The organism is Ruegeria sp. HKCCD6647-2, from assembly GCF_057221075.1.
Genome location: NZ_JBWVBD010000001.1, coordinates 111602 through 131951 on the forward strand (window position 1 = coordinate 111602; position 20350 = coordinate 131951).

Sequence of the window (20350 nt, forward strand, 5' to 3'; positions counted from 1 at the left end):
GATCCGCTAACTCGCGCGCTTCGGCAAGATTCAAGGTGCAAGATGGGACGCAAACGCAAGGGTCGCGACATTTCCGGCTGGCTGGTGGTGGACAAGCCCGCGGGCATGACCTCGACCGCGGTGGTCAACAAGGTGCGCTGGGCGATGGACGCGAAAAAGGCGGGTCACGCGGGCACGCTGGACCCCGAGGCAACCGGCGTTCTGGCCGTGGCCTTGGGCGAGGCGACCAAGACCGTTCCTTATATTACCGACGCATTGAAAGCCTACACCTTCACCGTGCGTCTGGGTCAGGCGACCAACACGGATGATGCCGAGGGCGAAGTGATTTCGACCAGCGATACGCGCCCCTCGGATGACGACATCAAACAAGCGCTGACTTCGTTTCTCGGTGAGATCATGCAGGTCCCGCCCAAGTTCTCGGCCGTGAAGATCGACGGGCAACGCGCCTATAAGCTGGCCCGCGATGGCGAGGATGTGGAACTGTCCGCCCGCCCCCTGTGGGTCGAGGAACTGGTTCTGGTCGACCGCCCCGACGAGGACCATGTCGTACTGGAAATGACCTGCGGCAAGGGCGGATACGTCCGCTCAATCGCGCGCGATCTGGGTGAAGCGTTGGGCTGTCACGGCCACGTGAAAGAGCTGCGTCGCATCTGGTCCGGCCCGTTCGAAGCCGAGGACGGGCTGAGCATCGAGCAGGTCGACGAGATGGCCAAGACCGAGGCGCTGGACGACTACCTGCACCCACTGGAAACCGGCCTCGCCGACCTCCCCGAGTTGAAATGCACACCCGAAGGCGCCACTCGCCTGCGCAACGGAAATCCGGGCATGGTGCTGGCCTCGGATGTGGAATATGGCGATGAGGCCTGGGCCTCACTGGACGGCAAGGCGGTGGCCGTGGGCATCTACAAATCCGGCGAATTGCATCCCAGCCGGGTGTTCGTCACCTGATCCACGTGCTAGGCGAAGGGCATGATCACCCGTTCCCACACCAAGGGCGATGCGCCCTCGACCGCCATCTATTCCGATTGCGAGAAGTACCGTTACAGCCTGACCCGCATCTGGGACCCGGAAGGGCGAAAGGCACTGTTTGTGATGCTGAACCCCTCGACCGCAACCGAGGTGCAGAATGATCCGACCGTGGAACGTTGTGAACGCCGTGCGCGGGCGCTGGGGTTCGGGGCGTTTCAGGTGACCAATATCTTTGCCTGGCGCGACACCGACCCGCGCAAGATGCGCGCTGCTGCCGATCCGGTAGGACCAGAGAACGACAACGCTATTTTGGACGGTGTTCAATGGGCAGACCAAATCATCGCCGCCTGGGGTACCCACGGCGCGCATCTGGCGCGCGGGCCTGCGGTTGAAACTCTGCTGCGTGGAACCGGCCAGGCCCTTTTCCATCTTGGGCTTACCAAGGACGGTCATCCGAAACATCCCCTGTACATCGCCTATACGCAACAGCCCCAGCCCTGGCCCCGGTGACAAAGGGTTAACCACAACGCCACCTTGGCTTTGACCAACCTTCTGAATGCATGGAATATTTCGATCCGGGGCAGTGTGCTTTCGGAGGGCTCCCATGTTTCTGATCGGATTATTTGGTTTGGCAGCCGTTGGCGGTGCGGCCTACGCGATGGGCGACATTTTCCTCTCGGACGACCGGGAAGAGGATGACCCGTTCGATGAAACAGCGCCCGAAGACACCACGCAGGGCAATCTGCTGGATGATGGCGACAACGTCGATCAACCGACCGAGGTCGACATACAAACACCAGGCTCGGGTGAAGTCATCTCGGATTTCGAAGGAAATCTGGTCATCGTTGGAGGTGAAGGCTCTGACGACATTATTGGTCAGGACGGAAACGATCAGATCAACGGGTATGACGGCGATGACCGTATTGATGGCGGTCAGGGCAATGACGTGCTTCACGGCGGCAACGGGTCAGACGACATGTCCGGCGGCGCAGGGGCGGACATATTGCATGGCGAAAGCGGCGATGACGTGCTGGACGGCGGAGCCGGCGGCGATTCCCTTTACGGGCATTTCGGTGATGATGAATTGGTTGGCGGTGCGGGCGACGATGAACTTTATGGCGGGCAGGATGACGACGTTTTGCTGGGCGGAGATGGGGATGACGCCTTGCAAGGCGGTGCGGGCGCGGATCGACTGGCCGGAGGTGCGGGCGCAGACTCGCTGTTTGGCGGGGATGGGGATGATATACTGTTCGGCGGCGACGACACGGGCGAGCCCTCTGCCGACTTTCTGAATGGCGGTGCCGGGAACGACACCCTGATTGCCGAAGGCCCGGATATCCTGACCGGGGGCAATGGCGCTGATGAGTTCGTTCTGAGTACCCCAGCAGGGCAGCAAAGCGCCACAATCATGGATTTTCAGATCGGGCAGGACAAGTTGCTGGTTCCCTGGGAAGGTCAGGATGACCCCGAGATAACCATCGAACCCGACCCCGGAAACGAGGATCTGACACTGGTGAAGTTCAACGGTCAGGACGTCGCGCAACTTTACCGTACCGAAGGGTTCACTGTTCAGGACATCCGGCTTGTGACCGAAGGCCACATGGCTCAATACGCTGCGACCGGCTGAACTGACAGAATCCCTTTGCCATTTCCCGCGAATACGCCTATACGCGCCCATCCGCGTCGGAATCGGTGCGGTTTTCTCCATGGGCCTGTGCTGGACGACATCCCGGCCTGCGCCATCAACTCTAACCTTCGAAGGAGACCCCGATGTCGATTACTGCCGCTGAAAAAGCACGCGTCATGAAAGAATTTGCAACCAAGGACGGCGACACCGGTTCGCCTGAAGTCCAGGTTGCCATCCTGACCTCGCGCATCAACACCCTGACCGATCACTTCAAGACCCACAAGAAAGACAACCACGGTCGTCGCGGTCTGCTGAAAATGGTTGCCCAGCGCCGCAAGCTGCTGGACTACCTGAAGGGTAAGGAAGAAGCGCGCTACCAGGACCTGATCAAAAAGCTGGGTATCCGTCGCTAAGCGCTTTCTGGCGTTATCTAACGGAATTTGAACCCTGTTCCAGTGATTTGTACGCCCACCAAACTGGTGGGCGTTCTTCGTTCAGACACCAATAACCAACAGCCTTGGCGCCCAACGATTGCCGACCAGTGCAAGAATCGGGCAGCCTGCCCGGCCGGCAATAGAGGCCGTTCTTCACTCTGGCATATTTCAATCCGCTGCCCGGATGCTCACGCATTCGCCTCAATTTCAACGAATCGCCAATGATGTTAGGCTTTCTGGTGTTCAAAGGCAGGTGTGTTGATGCGAAATGCCCGACTCATCGAAACTGGTGTAATAGCGCTTCAGATCCTGTTTCTGACAGCGGCCGCCTACGTAGCCTTAAGCTTCTCGATACTCGCTGGTGTCCTGGTTTTTCTCGCTTTAGCTATTGGCATGGTCGTCTTGATCTACAACCACGATGCCTGGCTGATTCAAAGGCTGACCTCGGACAACCAACCTCTTGCATTCAGTCTTTGTGAAAGTGGGTTTGTCGGAAGGGTCAGGAAAGTCACTCGGATACTGCCCGCTTCGCCGCGGTGCCGATTGTGCCTGGTGCCGTTTCGCGGAGTTGGCGCAATCTTGGGCATTAAACCCGCTGCTGAAAACCCAAACTTTTGCCGAAGTTGTTTTGAAGGTTTGCCAACCAAAACCCTTGATGTGGAAGCGGGGTTGATGTTTGCGGACATGCGGGGTTTTACCAGCTGGTCCGAAATCCATTCACCCTCCGAAGTCGCCGAAATGCTGTCTCGGTTTTATGAAATTGCGGAGGAAGAAATCACTCGCGACGATGCGCTGATCGAATTCATCGGCGATCAGGTTATGGCGATATACCCGGTGCCAATGGCATCGCTTGGGAAACGAACAGCAGACGTAATGCTCCGTGCTGCTCAGCGCCTTTTGGACCGAGTCAATTCCGAACCCAATATGCCGGGTATCGGAATTGGAATGAACATTGGCATCGCTCAGATCGGCGAAATGGCGATGGGGTCATCCCGGAACTTCACCGCTGTCGGAGATGTTGTGAACACAGCAGCCCGGCTTCAAAGTCAGGCGGCAGAGAACCAAATTCTTCTGACAGAGTCTGTGTTCGAAAGGCTGAACACACCGGTTACCAACTTCAATTCCAATGAGCTTGACCTAAAGGGCAAATCCGAAACTGTCCGAACCTACACGCTTCAGTGGGATTGATTGCGGAAGCATGCGCTGTTTTGTGACCTCAATCGCGACAGGCGCATCTGGCGGCGCGTCAGACTCTGCAAACACAACAAAACGCCCGTCTTGCAACGGGCGTTTCACGTTTTTCAAAGCCGAACGCTAAATCTTGGCCTTCTCGGACTTCAGTGCCAGCCACAGGCAATAGCACATGATCAGCACCACCAGCGTGAATGGGATACCGGTCGACACGGCAGCGCCTTGCAGGGCCGCGAGACCGCCGCCCAGCAACAAAGCAATGGCGACCAGACCTTCGAGGGTGCACCAGAACACGCGCTGCACCACGGGGGCGTCCATCTTGCCGCCAGCGGTGATCGTGTCGATCACAAGCGAGCCGGAGTCCGATGACGTGACAAAGAATACCACGATCAGAATCAGGGCGATCGGTGCCACGATACCGTAGAGCGGAAGTTCCTTCAGGAAACCGAACAACGCGCCTTCCGGGGCGTAGGTTTCGATCACTGTCGCGTGGACACCTTCTGCGCCGCCTGCGTTCAGCATATCGATTGCAGCGCCGCCAAACGTTGACATCCAAAGCGCGCAAACGGCCGTCGGCGCCAGCAGGGCGCAAATAACGAACTCACGCACAGTGCGACCGCGGGAAATACGGGCGATGAACATGCCAACAAAGGGCGACCAAGCGATCCACCACGCCCAGTAGAACGTTGTCCAGCCGTGGAAGTAACTTGTGTCTTCTCGGCCGAACGGGTTGGACAAGGCCGGGAGCATCATGACGTAGTCGGTCATTACGCTGAAATAGCGGGCGATGGCAGTGCCGATGCCCGTAACTGCGATCACAAACAGGAACAGGCCAACGGCCATGATCATATTGATCTCACTCAGCCGTTTGACACCCGCATCCATACCCAACAGGACCGAGCCCAGCGCGATCATAGTAATACCGATGATCAGCAGAACGACGACTGTGGGGCTGGGTTCAATGCCAAACACCTCGTTCAACCCCGCTGCAACCTGCTGCGCGCCTAGTCCCAGCGAAGTGGTCAGCCCGAACAGCGTGGCAAAAACAGCCAGTGTGTCGATGATATGACCCCACCAGCCCCAGACACGCTCTCCCAGCAGTGGGAAAAAGGCGGACCGTAGTGTTAACGGCAAACCGAGATTATAGCTGAAGATTGCGAGGCTCAGACCGACAGCGGCATAGACCGCCCAACCCTCGAGGCCCCAATGGTGGATCGTGCCGACGATACCGACATACTCATTCCCCGGCACTGCGATATCGATGCCCAGTGGGCGGGCGTTACCGCCTTCGGCAAAGTTGTAGTAAACCGGCTCTAACACGCCAAAAAACAGCAGACCGATACCGATGCCGGCAGCAAACATCATGGCGATCCAGCCAGCATAGGAATAGTCGGGCTTGGCGTCTTTGCCGCCGATCCGAACCTTGCCAACCGGCAAGATGATCAATGCCAGGCAGAACAGGGTGATGGCATCGACCGAAAGCACCAGGAACCAGTCGAAAGTGCTGGTCAACCAGGGTCTGAGCCAGCCAAAGAACGTGGCCGCATCCTCCTGGTTTGCCAATGCGATCAAAACGAACGCAAAGATCAGGATACTTGAGATCAGGAAGACCGGGTTGTGGATGTCCAGCCCGAAAGGCCGAACGTTGTCCTGTCCCAGTTCGAATTCCGTTTCGAAATCATAGATGCGTGGATCCGGGTCCAGCATTTTCTTGGATTGAGCCATTCGATTGCCCCTCTGTTCGCTGGGTGCAAACGCCAAGGTATTCGGCCGGCTGACGGGTCTGAAACGTGAATTCCCTTGGCGTTCTGCCGCCATTTCGGCCTTGGGTCTTGTGGTAACAGCCTACACGCGCAGCGATTTTTCTCAAAACGCATTCAAATTTCCTAATAAACCACTGAAAATCATGACCACGCGCAGATGAAATTTCGGAACGATCAAGGGCCTTGACGCGATTCTCTCCGCGCCCGTAGGCTATCGTTGCTTGCAGATTTGGGTTTTACCATTGCTTCATTCCATTCAGGCACTTCGGGCGATTGCGGCCGCAGGCGTTGCTTATTATCACTGCGTGATCTGGCTTCACGGAAGTCTGGGCGTTTCCTTTCCCAACACGTTTTCCAGTTCCGGGCTGGGCGCAGCCGGGGTTCACATTTTCTTTGTCGTCAGCGGCTTCATCATGATGTGGACAAATCAGGACAATGGTGGCAACTGGACCCGATTTCTGCGCAAGAGGTTTTCGCGTATTTATCCGTCCTATTGGCTGGTCGCGGCGATCGGCATTCCCTTGGCGCTGCTGATTGGCCGGGAACTGCCGGATCAGCCTGAAATCTGGATTGGTTCGTTCCTCCTGCTGCCCAACGGGGCCAGCGCCTTGATTGATGTCGGTTGGACACTGGCCTACGAGGTCTATTTCTACGCGGTTTTCGCAGCCCTGATCGCGCTGCGTATTCCGTTGTTTCAAAGGGTCATCTGGCTGGGTGTCATTTTCATGCTGAGCATCGTGATTGGCCTAATCTGGCAACCCACTGTTGATACCGCCTTTGGGCTGCCGAGATTGATGACCAATGGCTTGCTGCTGGAGTTTGCAGCAGGTGCATTTCTTGGCTGGGTCGCCACCCGCACCATTGTCTTTCCGACCTGGCTCGGGGCCTTGATGGTCGTTGTGGCGATCCTGGGTTTCTGGTTGAGCGTCGCCTTGGGCTTCTGGGTTTACCCGGTCGTCGTGCTGTGGGGCGTGCCAAGCGTATTTCTGGTTGCGGGTGTGGTGATCCTTGAGCGGAATGGATGGGGATTGAGGTTCTTCAATTTCCTCAGCCCGCTGGGCGATTCATCTTATGCCCTGTATCTGATCCATGCGATCCTGATTCCGGTCATCGTCTATTATGTTCCGACGTATAGCGACCTGAGCTACCCGGTTTTCATGGTTCTGGTCGTGCTTCTCCTGGCCTTTAATCTAATCATTTCGCACATCTATTTTCTGAAGATTGAAACCTACCTGATCCGCACAGCGAACCGGTTGCTTACCCAGTCGTCGGGATCCCACCAAAAGTCATAGCCTAAACGCTTTGATTTCCGGGATTGCATCGCGTTGAGCGCACATCTGCGCCCTTTCCTTCCAACGCAATCTCATGTATGCGCGCGGTATCTGAGACGTTGTGCCCTGACCCCGGCACTCGAATGGAAGATAAAGTGGGGTCGGCGGCAATGGGGCCGCCATGCAAACCGGAGACCCGCAGGGGCGGGAGTGCTCCGTTCTAGGATACGCATATGTTTGATGTAACAAAGAAATCGATTCAGTGGGGCGAAGAAACGCTGACACTGGAAACCGGCAAGGTTGCCCGTCAGGCCGACGGCAGCGTGATTGCCACGCTGGGCGAGACCAGCGTCATGGCAAACGTGACCTTTGCGCGGGCGCAAAAACCCGGTCAGGACTTTTTCCCGCTGACCGTGCACTATCAGGAAAAATACTATGCCGCCGGTAAGGTTCCGGGTGGCTTCTTCAAGCGCGAGGCGCGCCCGACCGAGAAAGAGACGCTGACCGCGCGTCTGATCGACCGTCCGATCCGCCCGCTGTTCGTTGACGGCTTCAAGAACGAAGTTCTGGTCATGTGCACCGTGCTGTCCCACGACCTGGTCAACGATCCCGACATCGTGGCGATGATCGCGGCATCTGCAGCCCTGACCATTTCCGGCGCGCCTTTCATGGGCCCGATCGCCGGTGCCCGCGTTGGTTTCGTGGACGGTGAATACGTCCTGAACCCGACCGTGGACGACATGCAGGACCTGCGCCTGAACCCCGAACAGCGTCTGGATCTGGTTGTAGCCGGTACCAAAGACGCCGTGATGATGGTGGAATCCGAAGCCTACGAGCTGTCCGAAGCAGAAATGCTGGGCGCCGTGACCTTCGCGCACGAGCAGATTCAGCCGGTTATCGACCTGATCATCGGTCTGGCCGAAGAAGCCGCAAAAGAGCCGTTTGAATTCGTCGCCCCCGACTACTCGGAGCTGTACGCCGCTGTTTCGGCTGCCGGTGAAGAGCAGATGCGCGCCGCCTTCGCAATCACCGACAAGCAAGAGCGCACCGCCGCTGTTGCCGCTGCCCGCGAAGCGATCAAGGAAGCGCTGACCGAGGAACAGCTGGAAGACGCCAACCTCGGTTCCGCGATGAAAAAGCTGGAAGCTGGCATCCTGCGCGGCGACGTCGTCAAAGGCGGCAAGCGCATCGACGGTCGTTCGACCACCGACGTTCGTGCCATCGAAGCTGAAACCTCGCTGCTTCCGCGCACCCACGGGTCCGCCTTGTTCACCCGTGGTGAAACACAGGCGCTGGCCGTGACCACGCTGGGCACCGGTGACGACGAACAGTTCATCGACGCGCTGCATGGCAACTTCAAATCGAACTTCCTGCTGCACTACAACTTTCCTCCCTATTCGGTTGGTGAAGTGGGCCGTGTGGGTTCGCCCGGCCGTCGCGAGATCGGCCACGGTAAACTGGCATGGCGTGCGCTGCAGGCGGTTCTGCCTGCGCCGACCGACTTCCCCTACACCGTTCGCGTGGTGTCCGAGATCACCGAATCCAACGGCTCGTCCTCGATGGCTTCTGTCTGCGGCGGTTCGCTGTCGATGATGGACGCGGGTGTTCCGCTGAAAGCACCGGTTGCCGGTGTAGCCATGGGTCTGATCCTGGAAGATGACGGCGAATACGCTGTTCTGACCGACATTCTGGGTGACGAAGACCATCTGGGCGATATGGACTTCAAAGTGGCAGGTACCGAAAACGGCATCACCTCGCTGCAGATGGACATCAAGGTCGCAGGCATCACGCCGCAGATCATGGAAACCGCTCTGGCACAGGCCAAAGAAGGCCGGATGCACATTCTGGGCGAGATGGGCAAAGCCCTGTCCGAGACCGCCGAGTTCTCGGTCCACGCTCCACGCATCGAAACCATGAACATCCCGACCGACAAGATCCGTGAAGTGATCGGCTCGGGCGGCAAGGTCATCCGCGAGATCGTGGAAACCTCGGGTGCCAAGGTCGACATCAACGACGACGGTGTCATCAAGATCGCCTCGCCCGATGGTGAATCGATCAAGAAGGCCTATGACATGATCTATTCGATCGTGGCCGAGCCGGAAGAAGGTCAGGTTTACACCGGTAAAGTGGTCAAGATCGTCGACTTCGGTGCTTTCGTGAACTTCTTTGGCAAGCGCGACGGTCTGGTCCACGTGTCCCAGATTGAAAACCGCCGCCTGAACCATCCGTCGGATGTTCTGAAGGAAGGTCAGGAAGTTAAGGTCAAGCTGCTGGGCTTTGACGACCGCGGCAAGGTGCGCCTGTCGATGAAAGTTGTCGATCAGGAGACCGGCGAAGAGATCGTTCCCGAGAAGAAAGAGAAGAAAGAGGAAAGCGCAGAGTAATCTGCCCTTCTTTCCAGTGACAGAGGCCCCGGAGAAACCGCCGGGGCCTTTTTTGTGCTAGAGTGGCATCAGGCCCAGATGGAGGGATGGCGATGTCGGACAAAGATCGGATTGAAGACCTGGCGCGGCAATATCTGCATGCCATCGAAAGTGGCGACGTGTCCGAGATGCTGAACCTGTTTGCTACGGATGCGACGGCGACCTCGCCGATTTCAGGCAAACAACCGGCGCGGGATTTCTATTCCAACGTGATGAAGATCACGAGCGACCGGTCCACCATTCACAAGAACACCTTTGCAGACACATCCGGTTCGCTGCAGATGGCCGTGCATTTCGACTACACGCGCACCATCAGGGACGGGCATCCCGAGACCATCGAATGCGTGGACCTGTTCGAACTGACCGAGGATCAGAGCCGGTTCAAGTCGGTTCGGATCATCTATGATACCGCCCCGGTTCTGGTGGACTTTGGTGAGGCCTGAGCGCTAGTGCGCCACGCCTGATGGTCCGTGTTTCATGATGTGCCACTGACCATAGCTGTCGTTCAGATCCAGCTTGATCGCCGCGTTCGCCTTGGTCGAAGCGCTGCCGATCTCGGCCAGGGTGAATTCGATGCCGCCGGGAATGTCGATCCGCACGCGATGCTCTCCACCACCATGCGGCGCCTGAATCGGGCGACCGGTTGATTTCAACACATCGCCTATTTCGACCCTGGCCTTGCGTCCTTCCATGTCCATTTCGAAATCAATCGGCAAATACAGGGTTTCGTGCACTTTGTCGCACATCGCACGGAAGACGAACCAATGTGTCGCCATCTCCTCCGTCTCTTCCCCAAGAAAGACTTTTTCCAGCGCGGAGCGCTGGGCTTCGGTTGCTTTGGGGTCGATGATAACCTGCATTTCACCGCCACCTTCAAAGACCGGACCCGGCCAGGCGTAGATCAGCGCCGCCTTGGTACCGGCCAAATCCGTATTGTCGAAATGTCCCTTTGTGACCTCCAGAACCTCAAACCCACGGCAATGACCATGGGTCGGCAGGTCCTCGAACTGGCAGGGGCATGCATAGCCGCAGTTACAGTTCCCAAATGCATCGCCTTCGACGTACCAATCTGTAAATGCCATCGTCATCTCCTGTTCAAAACAGTCTGAAATCCCGACGTCACTGGTCGCATGCCTGTAGAATTTCCCCAGCGCTACCCTAGCACAAATCGACTGCTTTCAGAACATAACGGCCCAATACCGCCTTCGGACGCCATAAACCTTGGTCCAATTCGCCCCCATTCAACCAAAAGCCAATCGCGGCGAACGGCCCTTGCCCCCAACTCGTTTGCATCGCCACAACGCAAGAAGGAGATGCGATATGGAAACGTTGAAATTGCTGACTCTGACCGGGCTGATTGCAACCGCGCCGGTACTGGCACTGGCCAATGTCGGGCTAGGTGACAAACTGGGAACCGACGAAGCTGAAATCCGCGCGGCTCTGGAGGCCCAGGGATACGTGATCGAAGAGTTCGAAATCGAAGACGGAGAGATCGAGGTTGAACTCAGCAAGGATGGTGTGGAAACTGAACTTGTCCTGAACAGCGCGGATGGCACCGTGACCGACATCGAAGCGGAAGAGGACGACGACTGATCTCACGCGACCAAAGGAGCGTCATGAAGATATCCCAAACGTCTTTGTTGTGGCTCCTATTGGTGGTGCAGGCCCTCTGCGCCACCTTTTTCCTGACCGATGCCATGATGGACTGGACCGGAGGGGAAAGCGCCGGTTTCCGGCATTTGCACGGTTTTGAGCTTTTTCTTTCACTGGCCCTGCTGGGTGGATTGACAGCGACGGTCGCGTTGATCCGCACCCAGAACCAGCGCGTCCGGGATATCCAGCGCCAGCTTGGCGTGGCGCAGGGCGCATTCGCACAGGTGATTGATACACAGTTCGACGATTGGAAGCTCAGCAATGCCGAACGCGACGTTGCGATGCTGTCCCTCAAAGGTCTGTCCATTGCCGAAATTGCCGCACTGAGGCAAACCAAGGAAGGCACGATCAAGGCTCAGAGCGCTGCCGTGTACCGCAAGGCGGGTGTTGCCGGGCGATTGCAGCTGCTCAGTTTCTTCGTCGAAGAATTGTTGGCAGAACCCTTGCTGGATCGACCAAATTCGTAACGCCCATTTGGCCTGACGGTGTTCTTCATCCCAGCCAATTCCATTGGGCGATTTATTCACTCACGCGAGCCCAAAACCCCGTGAGTCGAAGTGATGCGCCGTTGCCTTCCCTTTGGTCCCAGCACGACCACATCTGCGTCATGCATTTCGTGGAACAAAGGACCTGACCATGCTCACCCGCTTCATTCTCGCATCCACCGTTCTGACACTCAGCGCCTCGACCCTGGCGGCGCAAAGCCTGGCCAATGGGGCTTATATCCAGGGGTTCCTCGGGTACAGCCAGCTTCAGGATACCGACTTTACCGGCAGTATCGGCGGTGCGAACCAATCGGTCGATACAGATTTCGACGCGGGCTTTGGTCTCGGCGTCGCCGTTGGCAGGGAAATTCCCCAGTGGTCCGGCAGCGTTATCGGCACCCGGCTGGAGCTGGAACTGTCCTATCGCGACAGCGATGTGGATGGTGTGAATTTCAGCGGCAACGGACCAGCGCCTGAGGGCAATGTCTCGGGAGACGTCAGCCAGACTTCGCTGTTTGCCAATGTCCTGTTTGACTTCAAGGGCAACAGCGCCTTTACCCCCTATGCCGGGTTCGGTCTGGGCGCGACATATTCGGATCTCGATTTCGTTTATGGACCGGGCGTCGCATTGGACGACAGTGATACCAATTTTGCCGCCCAGCTGATTGCCGGGGTCGCCTATGACATCAATTCATCCACTGCATTCACCGTCGATGCACGCTATTCTCGCGCGTTCGATGTCTCAAGCCAGCGTTTGGCACCAAATGGCGCCTCTACCGGAACGGTCGAGGATGATCTGGACACGTTCAGCGTAAACTTCGGCTTGCGCTACAGTTTCTGACCCCCAAAGGGGCGGGAGTTTTTCTCCGGTTTCACCGCCCCTTCGCATGTTCCCGCGCATCGCTCGCGGGGACATGCTCAAAGCCGGCGCGAAAATCCGCCTGCTTCATCTGGCTGGAAATATCCTCGGGGGGAATCGTGCCGTAAGGCACGATGGGGGGCAGACAGCCCCCCTGACACGGCGATCTTATTAAGTCGGCGCCTTTGTCTTGCGCAGATAGGGAAAGATCGTTTCGAACTCCCCGAATTTCTCCTTCGCCTCATCGTTGGATACGGCCGGCGGGATGATCACATCTTCTCCGGGTACCCAGTTGGCCGGGGTCGCCACGCCCTTGGCACTCATTTGCAGCCCGTCCAGCGCGCGCAGGATTTCTGCAAAGTTGCGGCCGACGGTCATCGGATAGGTCATCGACAGTTTCAGCTGCTTGTCCGGTCCGATGATAAAGACCGACCGCACCGTGGCGCTGTCCGCCGGCGTGCGGCCATCGGGCAGGTATGCCTCGGCCGGCAACATGTCGAATGCCTTGGACACGGCCAGGCCGTCATCCGCGATGATCGGGAAGCCCGGGTTGGCCTTTCCATAGGCCTCGATGTCTTTCTTCCACTTGCGGTGATCTTCGGCACTGTCGACCGAAACCCCGATCACCTTGGTGTTGCGTTTGGCCCACTCATCGTTCAGCTGAGCGACAACCGAGAACTCGGTGGTGCAGACCGGGGTGAAATCCTTGGGGTGCGAGAACAGGATGGCCCAGCTGTCACCAATCCAGTCGTGAAACTGTACGGTTCCCTGATCTGTTTCGGCAGTGAAATTCGGGACGGTGTCATTGATGCGCAAACCCATGGGGCATCTCCTCTCCTGTGTGTGAACCGAGTCGGTTGCCATAAACCTAATCACTTTGCACTCAGGTTAAACCATCCAAGTGAAGGCAGCTGAAATTTTGGTTGCCACCTTAATTTGATCAAATTATGAATTGGCTTGCCCCAGTGGCCGTGAGGTGACAGAGTGCCCACAAAACCGACCGATCGGTCGAATAAACTCTGATCCGGAGGAAGCCATGATCGAAAAACGCAACTTCTATATCAACGGCGAATGGGTCGCCCCGTCGACGAAAAGCGATTTCACTGTCATCAACCCATCGACCGAAGACCCCTGCGCCGTGATCTCACTTGGGTCCGAGGCCGATGCAAACGCCGCCGTGGCCGCAGCCAAGGCTGCCCTTCCCGGCTGGATGGCGACACCGGTTGAAGAGCGCATCGCGCTGGTCGAAAAGCTGATCGACATCTACAAGACCCGCGGCGAGGATCTGGCACAAGCCATGTCGCTGGAGATGGGCGCACCGATCGATATGTCGCGCAGTCAACAGGTCGGGGCTGGAATCTGGCACCTGAAGAACTTCATCCGTGCGGCAAAAGCGTTCCGGTTCGAACGCCCCCTGGGGGATCACGCGCCAAATGACCGGATCATTTACGAGGCCGTTGGTGTCGCCGCCCTGATCACCCCCTGGAACTGGCCAATGAACCAGATCACGCTCAAGGTGGGTGCCGCGGCGATTGCAGGCTGTACAATGGTTCTGAAACCTTCGGAACAAAGCCCGCTGAACGCGATGATCTTTGCCGAGATGATGGATGCAGCAGGCTTCCCGCCCGGTGTATTCAACCTGGTGAATGGTGACGGCATCGGTGTGGGCTCGCAACTATCCGGTCACCCGGATGTGGATATGGTCAGCTTTACAGGCTCGACCCGCGCAGGCACTGCAATCTCCAAGAACGCCGCGGACACTCTGAAGAAAGTGCATCTCGAACTCGGCGGCAAGGGCGCGAACGTGGTCTTCGCGGACGCCGACGAGAAGGCCGTCAAACGCGGCGTTCTGCACATGATGAATAACACAGGTCAGAGCTGTAACGCCCCCAGCCGAATGCTGGTTCAGCGGCCGATCTATGATCAGGCGGTTGAAACGGCCGCAGAAGTCGCGGAAAAGGTCACCGTTGGCAACGCACTGGACGAAGGCCGGCACATTGGCCCTGTTGTCAACGAAGTTCAGTGGACCAAGATTCAGGATCTGATTCAAAAAGGCATAGATGAGGGCGCCCGCCTGGTTGCAGGCGGCACCGGACGACCCGAGGGGCTGAACAAGGGATACTACGTCCGCCCGACCGTCTTTGCAGACGCAAACAATCAGATGACCATCGCGCGCGAGGAAATCTTTGGCCCGGTCCTGACCATGATCCCCTTCGACACCGAGGAAGAGGCCATCGAGATCGCCAATGACACGCCCTATGGCCTGACCAACTATGTCCAGACACAGAACGGCGACCGCGCCAACCGCATGGCCCGTGCGCTCCGGTCCGGCATGGTGGAAATGAACGGCCAGTCCCGCGGCGCCGGATCGCCGTTCGGCGGAATGAAACAATCCGGCAACGGGCGCGAAGGCGGCTTTTGGGGGCTGGAAGACTTCCTCGAAGTCAAAGCCGTCGGCGGCTGGGCGGCCGAGTAATCATCATACACAACACAGCAACGAGGCGTCATTTGGCGCCTCGTTTGCGATTTCTACCGCGCCGGTCCCTTGACCTCGGAATCCGGCTCCAGATGAATCACGAAAACCGAGCCGGGGTATTTTTCGGTCAGGGCTGCCTCGATATCGTCGCAGATATCATGAGCGGCTGAGACCGTCATGTTGCCATCCACAACAAGATGGAATTCGACGAAGATCATGCTGGCGGATCTGCGTCCGCGCAGATCGTGGTATTCCAACGCCGGACCGAGATTAGCTTCGATCATGCCGCGAATTGCGGCCAGCTCGGGTTCGGACAAGGACACGTCCATCAGGCCATCGACCGAGTTTCGGATTACTTTCCACCCCTCCCACAGAATGTTCAAGGCAACGAGAATGGCGATGATCGGGTCAAGGATCAGCCAACCGGTCACCACGGCAAGCACAACACCGGCGACCACGCCAATTGATGTGGTGATGTCAGTGAAAATATGCCTTGCGCTTGCCTCAAGGGCCGGGGATGACTGCCGCCGCCCGAGCCGCAACAGAAGAAACGCCCACACACCATTCACGCAGGTCGCCAGAACGTTGATTGCCACGCCGAGCATCGGTGCCTGTTCCAAATGTGGGGAAGGCAGCGCAAGAACGGCTTCTCGGATGATCAGCAGTGCGGCCAGAACAATCAGCGTTCCTTCGACAACGGCTGACAGGTATTCCGCTTTCTTATGCCCGAACGGGTGGTTGTCATCGGGCGGTTTCCCGGCAATCGACACGGCAAAGAACGCCAGTAAGGCTGCCGCTACGTTGACCACCGATTCCATAGCGTCGGACAGCAAGGCAACCGAGCCCGTCAGCCACCAAGCCAAAAGTTTCAATGCCAATACCGCGATTGAAATCGGGATCGACCACAGGGCGAATTTCTGGACCATCAACCTGTTTTCTTGCTACCTCGAAACAGGTCTAGCACTTTGCCTGTGATCTGTACGTCTTTTTCTGGTCAGTCAGGCATCCGCCTGCGCGGCCTCGAAGGCCAGCATGGCGCGTTTGACCGGCAGCCCCCAGTGGTACCCGCCCAGGCCTCCCGATTTACGCAGCGCGCGATGGCACGGAATCAGCCAACTGACCGGGTTGCGCCCGACCGCCGTGCCCACCGCGCGAACGGCCTGCGGTGCCCCCACCCGCTCTGCGATTTCAGAATAAGTTGTGACCTGACCCGTCGGAATATGCATCAGCGCTTCCCACACCTTGATCTGCAGTGGCGATCCGATCAGGTACAGCGGTGTTTCAGACCGGGTCAGGCCAAAAGCGCTCTGAACCCATGGGCGCAGATGTTCGGCGTTTTCCACGAATTCCGCCTTGGGCCAGCGAGAGGTCATATCTTCCATCGCCGGGGCCTCGCCGGTTTCCGAGCCAAACGCGATCCCACAGATACCCTTGTCTGTGCCCATGACCAGTGCGGGGCCAAAGGGGCTCTCGAACCAACCCCAGTAGATCGTCAGGCCCTCACCCTTGCGGGCATATTCGCCCGGGCTCATGGATTCCCATTTCAGAAACAGGTCGTGCAGCCGCCCGCTGCCGGACAATCCTACATTGTGGGCAGTCTCCAGCGTCGTGAATCGTTCGCGCAGCAAAGCCTTGGCGTGGCCAAGCGTCAGATATTGCTGATACCGTTTCGGTGACACCCCGGTCCAGCGCGAGAACAGGCGCTGAAAATGTGCAGGGCTCATATCCATCTGCCCCGCCAGTTCTTCGAGACTGAGCGATTCTCCGCCCTGATCAATCAGGTCGATAGCTCGTCGCATGACGTTGAAATGATAATCGGTCTCGGGGTTCTGAACGTTCATAACTCACCTCTTCGCTTGCAGGAACAATACCCCGACCGGCCCGATGCGGCGACCCGAAACCTGCGCAAACACTTGTCAACTCAGTTGACGAATCGCTGCAGGTTACTCTAAATTGAAGGCATGGAACATTCGTTAGACCAGCTTTATCAGGCGGTTCAGGCCACGCGCCCGCTGCTGCGAAACATCACAGCGGCAGTCGAGCGTGGCAGCAGCCGAAAAGGAGTGACAGTTGGGCAGCGCGCAATACTAGAGGGCTTGTCACTGTTCCCCGGCGCAACGGCCCCGCTGTTGTGCAAGAAGCTGCAGTTAAAGCGTCAATATGTCTCTCGCATCCTTCAGGAAGTGTTGGAGGCCGATTTGGTCGAAAGCCGGACCAACCCCAAACGCGCCCGCTCCTTCTGTTATCGGCTGACAGCCAAAGGCAGTGACGTCATCACAGCCATCAGGAGCGACGAGATGTCGAAGCTGTCCAGATTCTCGGACGATTTTTCGCCGGATGAGCTGGCCACTTATCACAAGGTTCAGCTCGCGCTTGCACAGTTCTTTGCTGACATAGCCAAGGAGGCCTGAGATGTCTGTTCTCTGGATCATTCCCGCCGGTCTCGTGATTGCGGTTCTGTACGTCCTCAATGGAATTCGCAAGATTGGCACACCGACGAGTGGTCCAGTTATCGATCTCTCTTCTCGTCCGGGAACCGCGCTGGTGGTGATTGATATGCAGACTGATTTTACATCGATGCCCGGATGGAAAACGGCCGATCTGAAAAGCGCCTTTTTAAGTGTTGCAAGATCGACAGAGCAAGCCCGCCATTCCCAAATACCTGTGATTGCCATCCGGCATGAATTCAAAGGCAAACTGGCGAACCTGCTGAACGGTTGGTTCAATCAGGGTCGCGGCAATGAAGGATCAGCCGGAACTGTAATCGACCCGCGACTGGATCTGATCCCAGACGCCGAGTTCATCAAATCCGTCGGCGATGCGTTTTCTTCCCCGGAATTCGAACAGTTTCTCGAAGACAACAGGATCGGAACCGTAATCCTGACCGGACTTGACGGCTGTCATTGCGTCAACAAGACCGCACAAGGGGCGTTGAACCGGGGGTACCGGGTCCACATCGACACCACGGCGGTACTGGCTGCAAATCCAACGCAATGGTCAAAGGTCAAAACGAACCTTGCAGCAGCCGGGGCAGAGATCCGGGGGCCGTCGGTGTAGACTTGGTCAACACACGGCGATTGTGTTGCCATTCCGGCGCCTTTTCAATTGCGGGCAACTGTCTGGCAGGGCATACCGGGCGGGATGGCAAAACAACTGGACTATCATACGATCCGCGAGATCTTTACGCGCTTTCAGCAGGCTGACCCGGAGCCCAAGGGCGAGCTGGAGCATGTGAATGTCTATACTCTGGTGGTCGCTGTTGCCTTGTCGGCGCAGGCCACCGACGCAGGGGTCAACAAGGCCACACGTGAGCTGTTCAAGATCGCCGATACACCGCAAAAGATGCTGGATCTGGGTGAAGAAGGCCTGATCGAGCACATCAAGACCATCGGCCTGTACCGGCAGAAAGCGAAGAACGTGATCAAGCTCAGCCGCATTCTGGTTGAAGAATACGGTGGCGAGGTTCCCAACTCCCGCGCTGCGCTGCAATCGCTGCCCGGTGTCGGGCGCAAGACGGCCAATGTGGTTCTGAACATGTGGTGGCGCGTACCGGCGCAGGCAGTGGACACGCATATCTTTCGTGTCGGCAATCGCACCGGTATCTGCCCCGGCAAGGATGTGGATGCGGTCGAGCGCGCCATCGAGGACAACATCCCGGCCGATTTCCAGTTGCATGCACATCACTGGCTGATCCTGCACGGCCGGTACCACTGCAAGGCGCGCAAACCTTTATGCGGAACCTGTATCATCCGCGATCTCTGCCAATTCGAGGACAAGAACTTATGAAAACCTACCAGCTTGTCGGCATTGGAAATGCCGTTGTGGACGTAATTTCCCAGGCCGATGACAATTTCCTCGAACTGATGGGCATCGAAAAAGGCATCATGCAGTTGATCGAACGCGAACGCGGCGAGGTTCTTTATGCCGCGATGGAGTCGCGTGTGCAGACGCCGGGTGGATCGGTGGCCAATACGATCGCGGGTGCAGGCGCTCTGGGCCTGGACGCGGCCTTTATCGGTCGTGTGCATGACGACGCGCTGGGGCGCTTCTATGCGGACGCCATGAACGAAGACGGCGTGGATTTCGTCAATCCTCCGGTTCCCGGGGGGGAGTTACCGACGTCCCGTTCGATGATCTTTGTCTCGCCCGATGGTGAACGATCGATGAATACTTATCTGGGGATCTCCTCGGAATTGTCGTCCGAGGACGTTTCCAGCGACGTGGCGGGCAACAGCCAGATCATGTTCCTTGAGGGCTACCTGTTCGACAAGGAAAAGGGCAAGGCCGCGTTCCTAGAGGCCGCGCGTGACTGTCACAAGGGCGGAGGCAAGACCGGCATCGCCATATCCGATCCGTTCTGCGTGGAACGGCACCGGGTCGATTTCCTGCTGTTGATCGAAAACGAGCTGGATTTCGTGATCGGCAATGAGGCTGAGATCAAATCCCTGTTTGAAACCGACGATCTGGAAGAGGCGTTGGCCAAAACCGCGGAGATCTGCCCACTGGTCGTTTGCACCCGTTCGGGCGACGGTGTGACCGTGCTGAACGAAGGCACCCGCATCGACGTACCCGTTGAGAAAGTCGTGCCCGTGGACGCCACGGGAGCCGGCGACCAATTTGCAGCCGGTTTCCTGTTCGGCATGGCAACAGGCCGCGATTACGAGACCTGTGCCCGTATGGGTAATGTTTGCGCCCGCGAAGTGATCAGCCATATCGGCCCGAGACCCGAAGCGAATATGCTGGAGTTGATGCGGGCCGAAGGATTGATTTGACTGCCGACCTATTAAAATTGCGGGGCGGGTCAGCCTGCCCCTGTCAGGTCCTGAGCCAACATCATCGCGTTGCCATCCGGATCGTAAAAGGTGGCCGTGCTGACCATCCCTTCGATGGTTTCGGTTGCCCCATCAAACCGGACACCGGCTGACTCCAGGGCTCCGCGCGCGGTTTCAATATCTGCCACGCCGAATACCGGAACGGTATTTCCGGGCGCGGGTTCTGTTTGTTCGCCAAGCCCAAGGGTCACACCCGTGGTCATGGTGTGCATCTCGCTCCAACCGGCCTCATCAATGTGGTGGATAAGTTCGAACCCGAGCTTTTCGGTGTACCAATCGGCGCTGGCGTGCCGATCGCGCACCGAGATTGCAAGCGTAATGGTGTTCTCCAACGAAACAAGTGGCATGGCGCTTTCCTTGAGATTAA

22 protein-coding genes are annotated in these 20350 nt (G+C 57.7%); 16 read left to right on the forward strand and 6 right to left on the reverse strand.

The genetic code is table 11. The annotated features are described in order from the left end of the window. Positions 1-42: 42 nt before the first annotated feature. The 5 genes from truB (at position 43) to AC2TDJ_RS00495 (ending at position 4218) form a co-directional block, all read left to right on the forward strand. Positions 43-948: a tRNA pseudouridine(55) synthase TruB gene (gene truB, locus AC2TDJ_RS00475; RefSeq protein WP_480838160.1), complete on the forward strand. Its 906-nt coding sequence runs from the start codon at positions 43-45 to the stop codon at positions 946-948. A gap of 21 nt (positions 949-969) precedes the next feature. Further along, the gene (locus tag AC2TDJ_RS00480; protein ID WP_480838161.1) at positions 970-1479 is read left to right on the forward strand and encodes a DUF1643 domain-containing protein; all 510 of its coding nucleotides are present in this window, start codon (positions 970-972) and stop codon (positions 1477-1479) included. Positions 1480-1573: 94 nt separating this feature from the next. Then, positions 1574-2596, forward strand: coding sequence for a calcium-binding protein (locus AC2TDJ_RS00485; protein WP_480838162.1), 1023 nt, complete (start codon positions 1574-1576; stop codon positions 2594-2596). Between the two features lie 143 nt (positions 2597-2739). Further along, positions 2740-3009: a 30S ribosomal protein S15 gene (rpsO, locus tag AC2TDJ_RS00490; protein ID WP_480838163.1), complete on the forward strand. Its 270-nt coding sequence runs from the start codon at positions 2740-2742 to the stop codon at positions 3007-3009. A gap of 693 nt (positions 3010-3702) precedes the next feature. After that, a complete protein-coding gene (locus AC2TDJ_RS00495) occupies positions 3703-4218 on the forward strand; it encodes an adenylate/guanylate cyclase domain-containing protein (protein ID WP_480838165.1) in 516 nt (171 codons plus the stop codon). A gap of 126 nt (positions 4219-4344) precedes the next feature. On the opposite strand, the gene AC2TDJ_RS00500 is transcribed toward AC2TDJ_RS00495, so the two are convergent. After that, the gene (locus tag AC2TDJ_RS00500) at positions 4345-5946 is read right to left on the reverse strand and encodes a BCCT family transporter (protein ID WP_480838167.1); all 1602 of its coding nucleotides are present in this window, start codon (positions 5944-5946) and stop codon (positions 4345-4347) included. Between the two features lie 280 nt (positions 5947-6226). Between AC2TDJ_RS00500 and AC2TDJ_RS00505 the strand changes: the two genes are divergently transcribed. From AC2TDJ_RS00505 to AC2TDJ_RS00515, 3 genes are all read left to right on the forward strand, one after another. Further along, complete coding sequence (locus tag AC2TDJ_RS00505) at positions 6227-7276, forward strand: acyltransferase family protein (protein ID WP_480838169.1); 1050 nt, start codon at positions 6227-6229, stop codon at positions 7274-7276. A gap of 212 nt (positions 7277-7488) precedes the next feature. Then, positions 7489-9639 carry a polyribonucleotide nucleotidyltransferase gene (gene pnp / locus AC2TDJ_RS00510; protein WP_480838171.1) on the forward strand — a complete coding sequence of 717 codons (2151 nt, stop codon included), beginning with the start codon at positions 7489-7491 and terminating at the stop codon, positions 9637-9639. 92 nt (positions 9640-9731) lie between these two features. Further along, a complete protein-coding gene (locus tag AC2TDJ_RS00515) occupies positions 9732-10121 on the forward strand; it encodes a nuclear transport factor 2 family protein (protein WP_480838173.1) in 390 nt (129 codons plus the stop codon). A 3-nt stretch (positions 10122-10124) separates the two neighbouring features. Here the strand turns inward: AC2TDJ_RS00515 and AC2TDJ_RS00520 are convergent, their stop codons facing one another. Next, on the reverse strand, positions 10125-10760 hold the full coding sequence (locus tag AC2TDJ_RS00520) for a DUF1326 domain-containing protein (protein ID WP_480838175.1): 636 nt from the start codon (positions 10758-10760) through the stop codon (positions 10125-10127). Between the two features lie 238 nt (positions 10761-10998). Here AC2TDJ_RS00520 and AC2TDJ_RS00525 point away from each other — a divergent pair, with 238 nt between their 5' ends. From AC2TDJ_RS00525 to AC2TDJ_RS00535, 3 genes are all read left to right on the forward strand, one after another. Then, positions 10999-11271 carry a PepSY domain-containing protein gene (locus AC2TDJ_RS00525; protein WP_480838177.1) on the forward strand — a complete coding sequence of 91 codons (273 nt, stop codon included), beginning with the start codon at positions 10999-11001 and terminating at the stop codon, positions 11269-11271. Positions 11272-11294: 23 nt separating this feature from the next. Next, positions 11295-11798 (forward strand): helix-turn-helix transcriptional regulator, encoded by a 504-nt coding sequence (locus AC2TDJ_RS00530; RefSeq protein ID WP_480838179.1) that lies wholly within the window; start codon positions 11295-11297, stop codon positions 11796-11798. A gap of 169 nt (positions 11799-11967) precedes the next feature. Further along, positions 11968-12657 (forward strand): outer membrane protein, encoded by a 690-nt coding sequence (locus tag AC2TDJ_RS00535; protein WP_480838181.1) that lies wholly within the window; start codon positions 11968-11970, stop codon positions 12655-12657. A gap of 189 nt (positions 12658-12846) precedes the next feature. Here the strand turns inward: AC2TDJ_RS00535 and AC2TDJ_RS00540 are convergent, their stop codons facing one another. Further along, positions 12847-13497: a peroxiredoxin gene (locus AC2TDJ_RS00540; RefSeq protein WP_480838183.1), complete on the reverse strand. Its 651-nt coding sequence runs from the start codon at positions 13495-13497 to the stop codon at positions 12847-12849. Between the two features lie 214 nt (positions 13498-13711). Here AC2TDJ_RS00540 and AC2TDJ_RS00545 point away from each other — a divergent pair, with 214 nt between their 5' ends. Continuing rightward, positions 13712-15151, forward strand: coding sequence for an aldehyde dehydrogenase family protein (locus AC2TDJ_RS00545; protein ID WP_480838185.1), 1440 nt, complete (start codon positions 13712-13714; stop codon positions 15149-15151). Between the two features lie 53 nt (positions 15152-15204). Here the strand turns inward: AC2TDJ_RS00545 and AC2TDJ_RS00550 are convergent, their stop codons facing one another. Both AC2TDJ_RS00550 and AC2TDJ_RS00555 read right to left on the reverse strand, forming a co-directional pair. Beyond that, positions 15205-16077, reverse strand: a complete 873-nt coding sequence (locus tag AC2TDJ_RS00550; RefSeq protein WP_480838187.1) for a cation diffusion facilitator family transporter — start codon at positions 16075-16077, stop codon at positions 15205-15207. Between the two features lie 72 nt (positions 16078-16149). Continuing rightward, complete coding sequence (locus AC2TDJ_RS00555; protein WP_480838189.1) at positions 16150-16992, reverse strand: methylated-DNA--[protein]-cysteine S-methyltransferase; 843 nt, start codon at positions 16990-16992, stop codon at positions 16150-16152. Positions 16993-17112: 120 nt separating this feature from the next. On the opposite strand from AC2TDJ_RS00555, the gene AC2TDJ_RS00560 reads away from it, so the two are divergent. The 4 genes from AC2TDJ_RS00560 (at position 17113) to AC2TDJ_RS00575 (ending at position 19923) form a co-directional block, all read left to right on the forward strand. After that, positions 17113-17562 (forward strand): MarR family winged helix-turn-helix transcriptional regulator, encoded by a 450-nt coding sequence (locus AC2TDJ_RS00560; protein ID WP_480838191.1) that lies wholly within the window; start codon positions 17113-17115, stop codon positions 17560-17562. 1 nt (position 17563) lies between these two features. Then, a complete protein-coding gene (locus tag AC2TDJ_RS00565; protein ID WP_480838193.1) occupies positions 17564-18208 on the forward strand; it encodes a cysteine hydrolase family protein in 645 nt (214 codons plus the stop codon). 84 nt (positions 18209-18292) lie between these two features. Then, positions 18293-18937, forward strand: coding sequence for an endonuclease III (gene nth, locus AC2TDJ_RS00570; RefSeq protein WP_480838195.1), 645 nt, complete (start codon positions 18293-18295; stop codon positions 18935-18937). After that, on the forward strand, positions 18934-19923 hold the full coding sequence (locus AC2TDJ_RS00575; RefSeq protein WP_480838197.1) for an adenosine kinase: 990 nt from the start codon (positions 18934-18936) through the stop codon (positions 19921-19923). The genes nth and AC2TDJ_RS00575 overlap by 4 nt, the downstream gene beginning before the upstream one ends. 29 nt (positions 19924-19952) lie before the next feature. On the opposite strand, the gene AC2TDJ_RS00580 is transcribed toward AC2TDJ_RS00575, so the two are convergent. Continuing rightward, positions 19953-20330 carry a VOC family protein gene (locus AC2TDJ_RS00580; RefSeq protein WP_480838199.1) on the reverse strand — a complete coding sequence of 126 codons (378 nt, stop codon included), beginning with the start codon at positions 20328-20330 and terminating at the stop codon, positions 19953-19955. Positions 20331-20350 lie beyond the last annotated feature (20 nt).

Bases quoted from the DNA above. Each gene is read 5' to 3' on its own strand.
- rpsO (WP_480838163.1), top strand. From the start codon at position 2,740: ATGTCGATTACTGCCGCTGAAAAAGCACGCGTCATGAAAGAATTTGCA.
- AC2TDJ_RS00525 (WP_480838177.1), top strand. From the start codon at position 10,999: ATGGAAACGTTGAAATTGCTGACTCTGACCGGGCTGATTGCAACCGCG.
- AC2TDJ_RS00565 (WP_480838193.1), top strand. From the start codon at position 17,564: ATGTCTGTTCTCTGGATCATTCCCGCCGGTCTCGTGATTGCGGTTCTG.
- nth (WP_480838195.1), top strand. From the start codon at position 18,293: ATGGCAAAACAACTGGACTATCATACGATCCGCGAGATCTTTACGCGC.
- pnp (WP_480838171.1), top strand. From the start codon at position 7,489: ATGTTTGATGTAACAAAGAAATCGATTCAGTGGGGCGAAGAAACGCTG.
- AC2TDJ_RS00535 (WP_480838181.1), top strand. From the start codon at position 11,968: ATGCTCACCCGCTTCATTCTCGCATCCACCGTTCTGACACTCAGCGCC.
- AC2TDJ_RS00575 (WP_480838197.1), top strand. From the start codon at position 18,934: ATGAAAACCTACCAGCTTGTCGGCATTGGAAATGCCGTTGTGGACGTA.
- AC2TDJ_RS00540 (WP_480838183.1), bottom strand. From the start codon at position 13,497: ATGGGTTTGCGCATCAATGACACCGTCCCGAATTTCACTGCCGAAACA.
- AC2TDJ_RS00495 (WP_480838165.1), top strand. From the start codon at position 3,703: ATGTTTGCGGACATGCGGGGTTTTACCAGCTGGTCCGAAATCCATTCA.
- AC2TDJ_RS00485 (WP_480838162.1), top strand. From the start codon at position 1,574: ATGTTTCTGATCGGATTATTTGGTTTGGCAGCCGTTGGCGGTGCGGCC.
- truB (WP_480838160.1), top strand. From the start codon at position 43: ATGGGACGCAAACGCAAGGGTCGCGACATTTCCGGCTGGCTGGTGGTG.
- AC2TDJ_RS00545 (WP_480838185.1), top strand. From the start codon at position 13,712: ATGATCGAAAAACGCAACTTCTATATCAACGGCGAATGGGTCGCCCCG.
- AC2TDJ_RS00550 (WP_480838187.1), bottom strand. From the start codon at position 16,077: ATGGTCCAGAAATTCGCCCTGTGGTCGATCCCGATTTCAATCGCGGTA.
- AC2TDJ_RS00480 (WP_480838161.1), top strand. From the start codon at position 970: ATGATCACCCGTTCCCACACCAAGGGCGATGCGCCCTCGACCGCCATC.
- AC2TDJ_RS00580 (WP_480838199.1), bottom strand. From the start codon at position 20,330: ATGCCACTTGTTTCGTTGGAGAACACCATTACGCTTGCAATCTCGGTG.
- AC2TDJ_RS00555 (WP_480838189.1), bottom strand. From the start codon at position 16,992: ATGAACGTTCAGAACCCCGAGACCGATTATCATTTCAACGTCATGCGA.
- AC2TDJ_RS00500 (WP_480838167.1), bottom strand. From the start codon at position 5,946: ATGGCTCAATCCAAGAAAATGCTGGACCCGGATCCACGCATCTATGAT.
- AC2TDJ_RS00520 (WP_480838175.1), bottom strand. From the start codon at position 10,760: ATGGCATTTACAGATTGGTACGTCGAAGGCGATGCATTTGGGAACTGT.
- AC2TDJ_RS00515 (WP_480838173.1), top strand. From the start codon at position 9,732: ATGTCGGACAAAGATCGGATTGAAGACCTGGCGCGGCAATATCTGCAT.
- AC2TDJ_RS00530 (WP_480838179.1), top strand. From the start codon at position 11,295: ATGAAGATATCCCAAACGTCTTTGTTGTGGCTCCTATTGGTGGTGCAG.
- AC2TDJ_RS00560 (WP_480838191.1), top strand. From the start codon at position 17,113: ATGGAACATTCGTTAGACCAGCTTTATCAGGCGGTTCAGGCCACGCGC.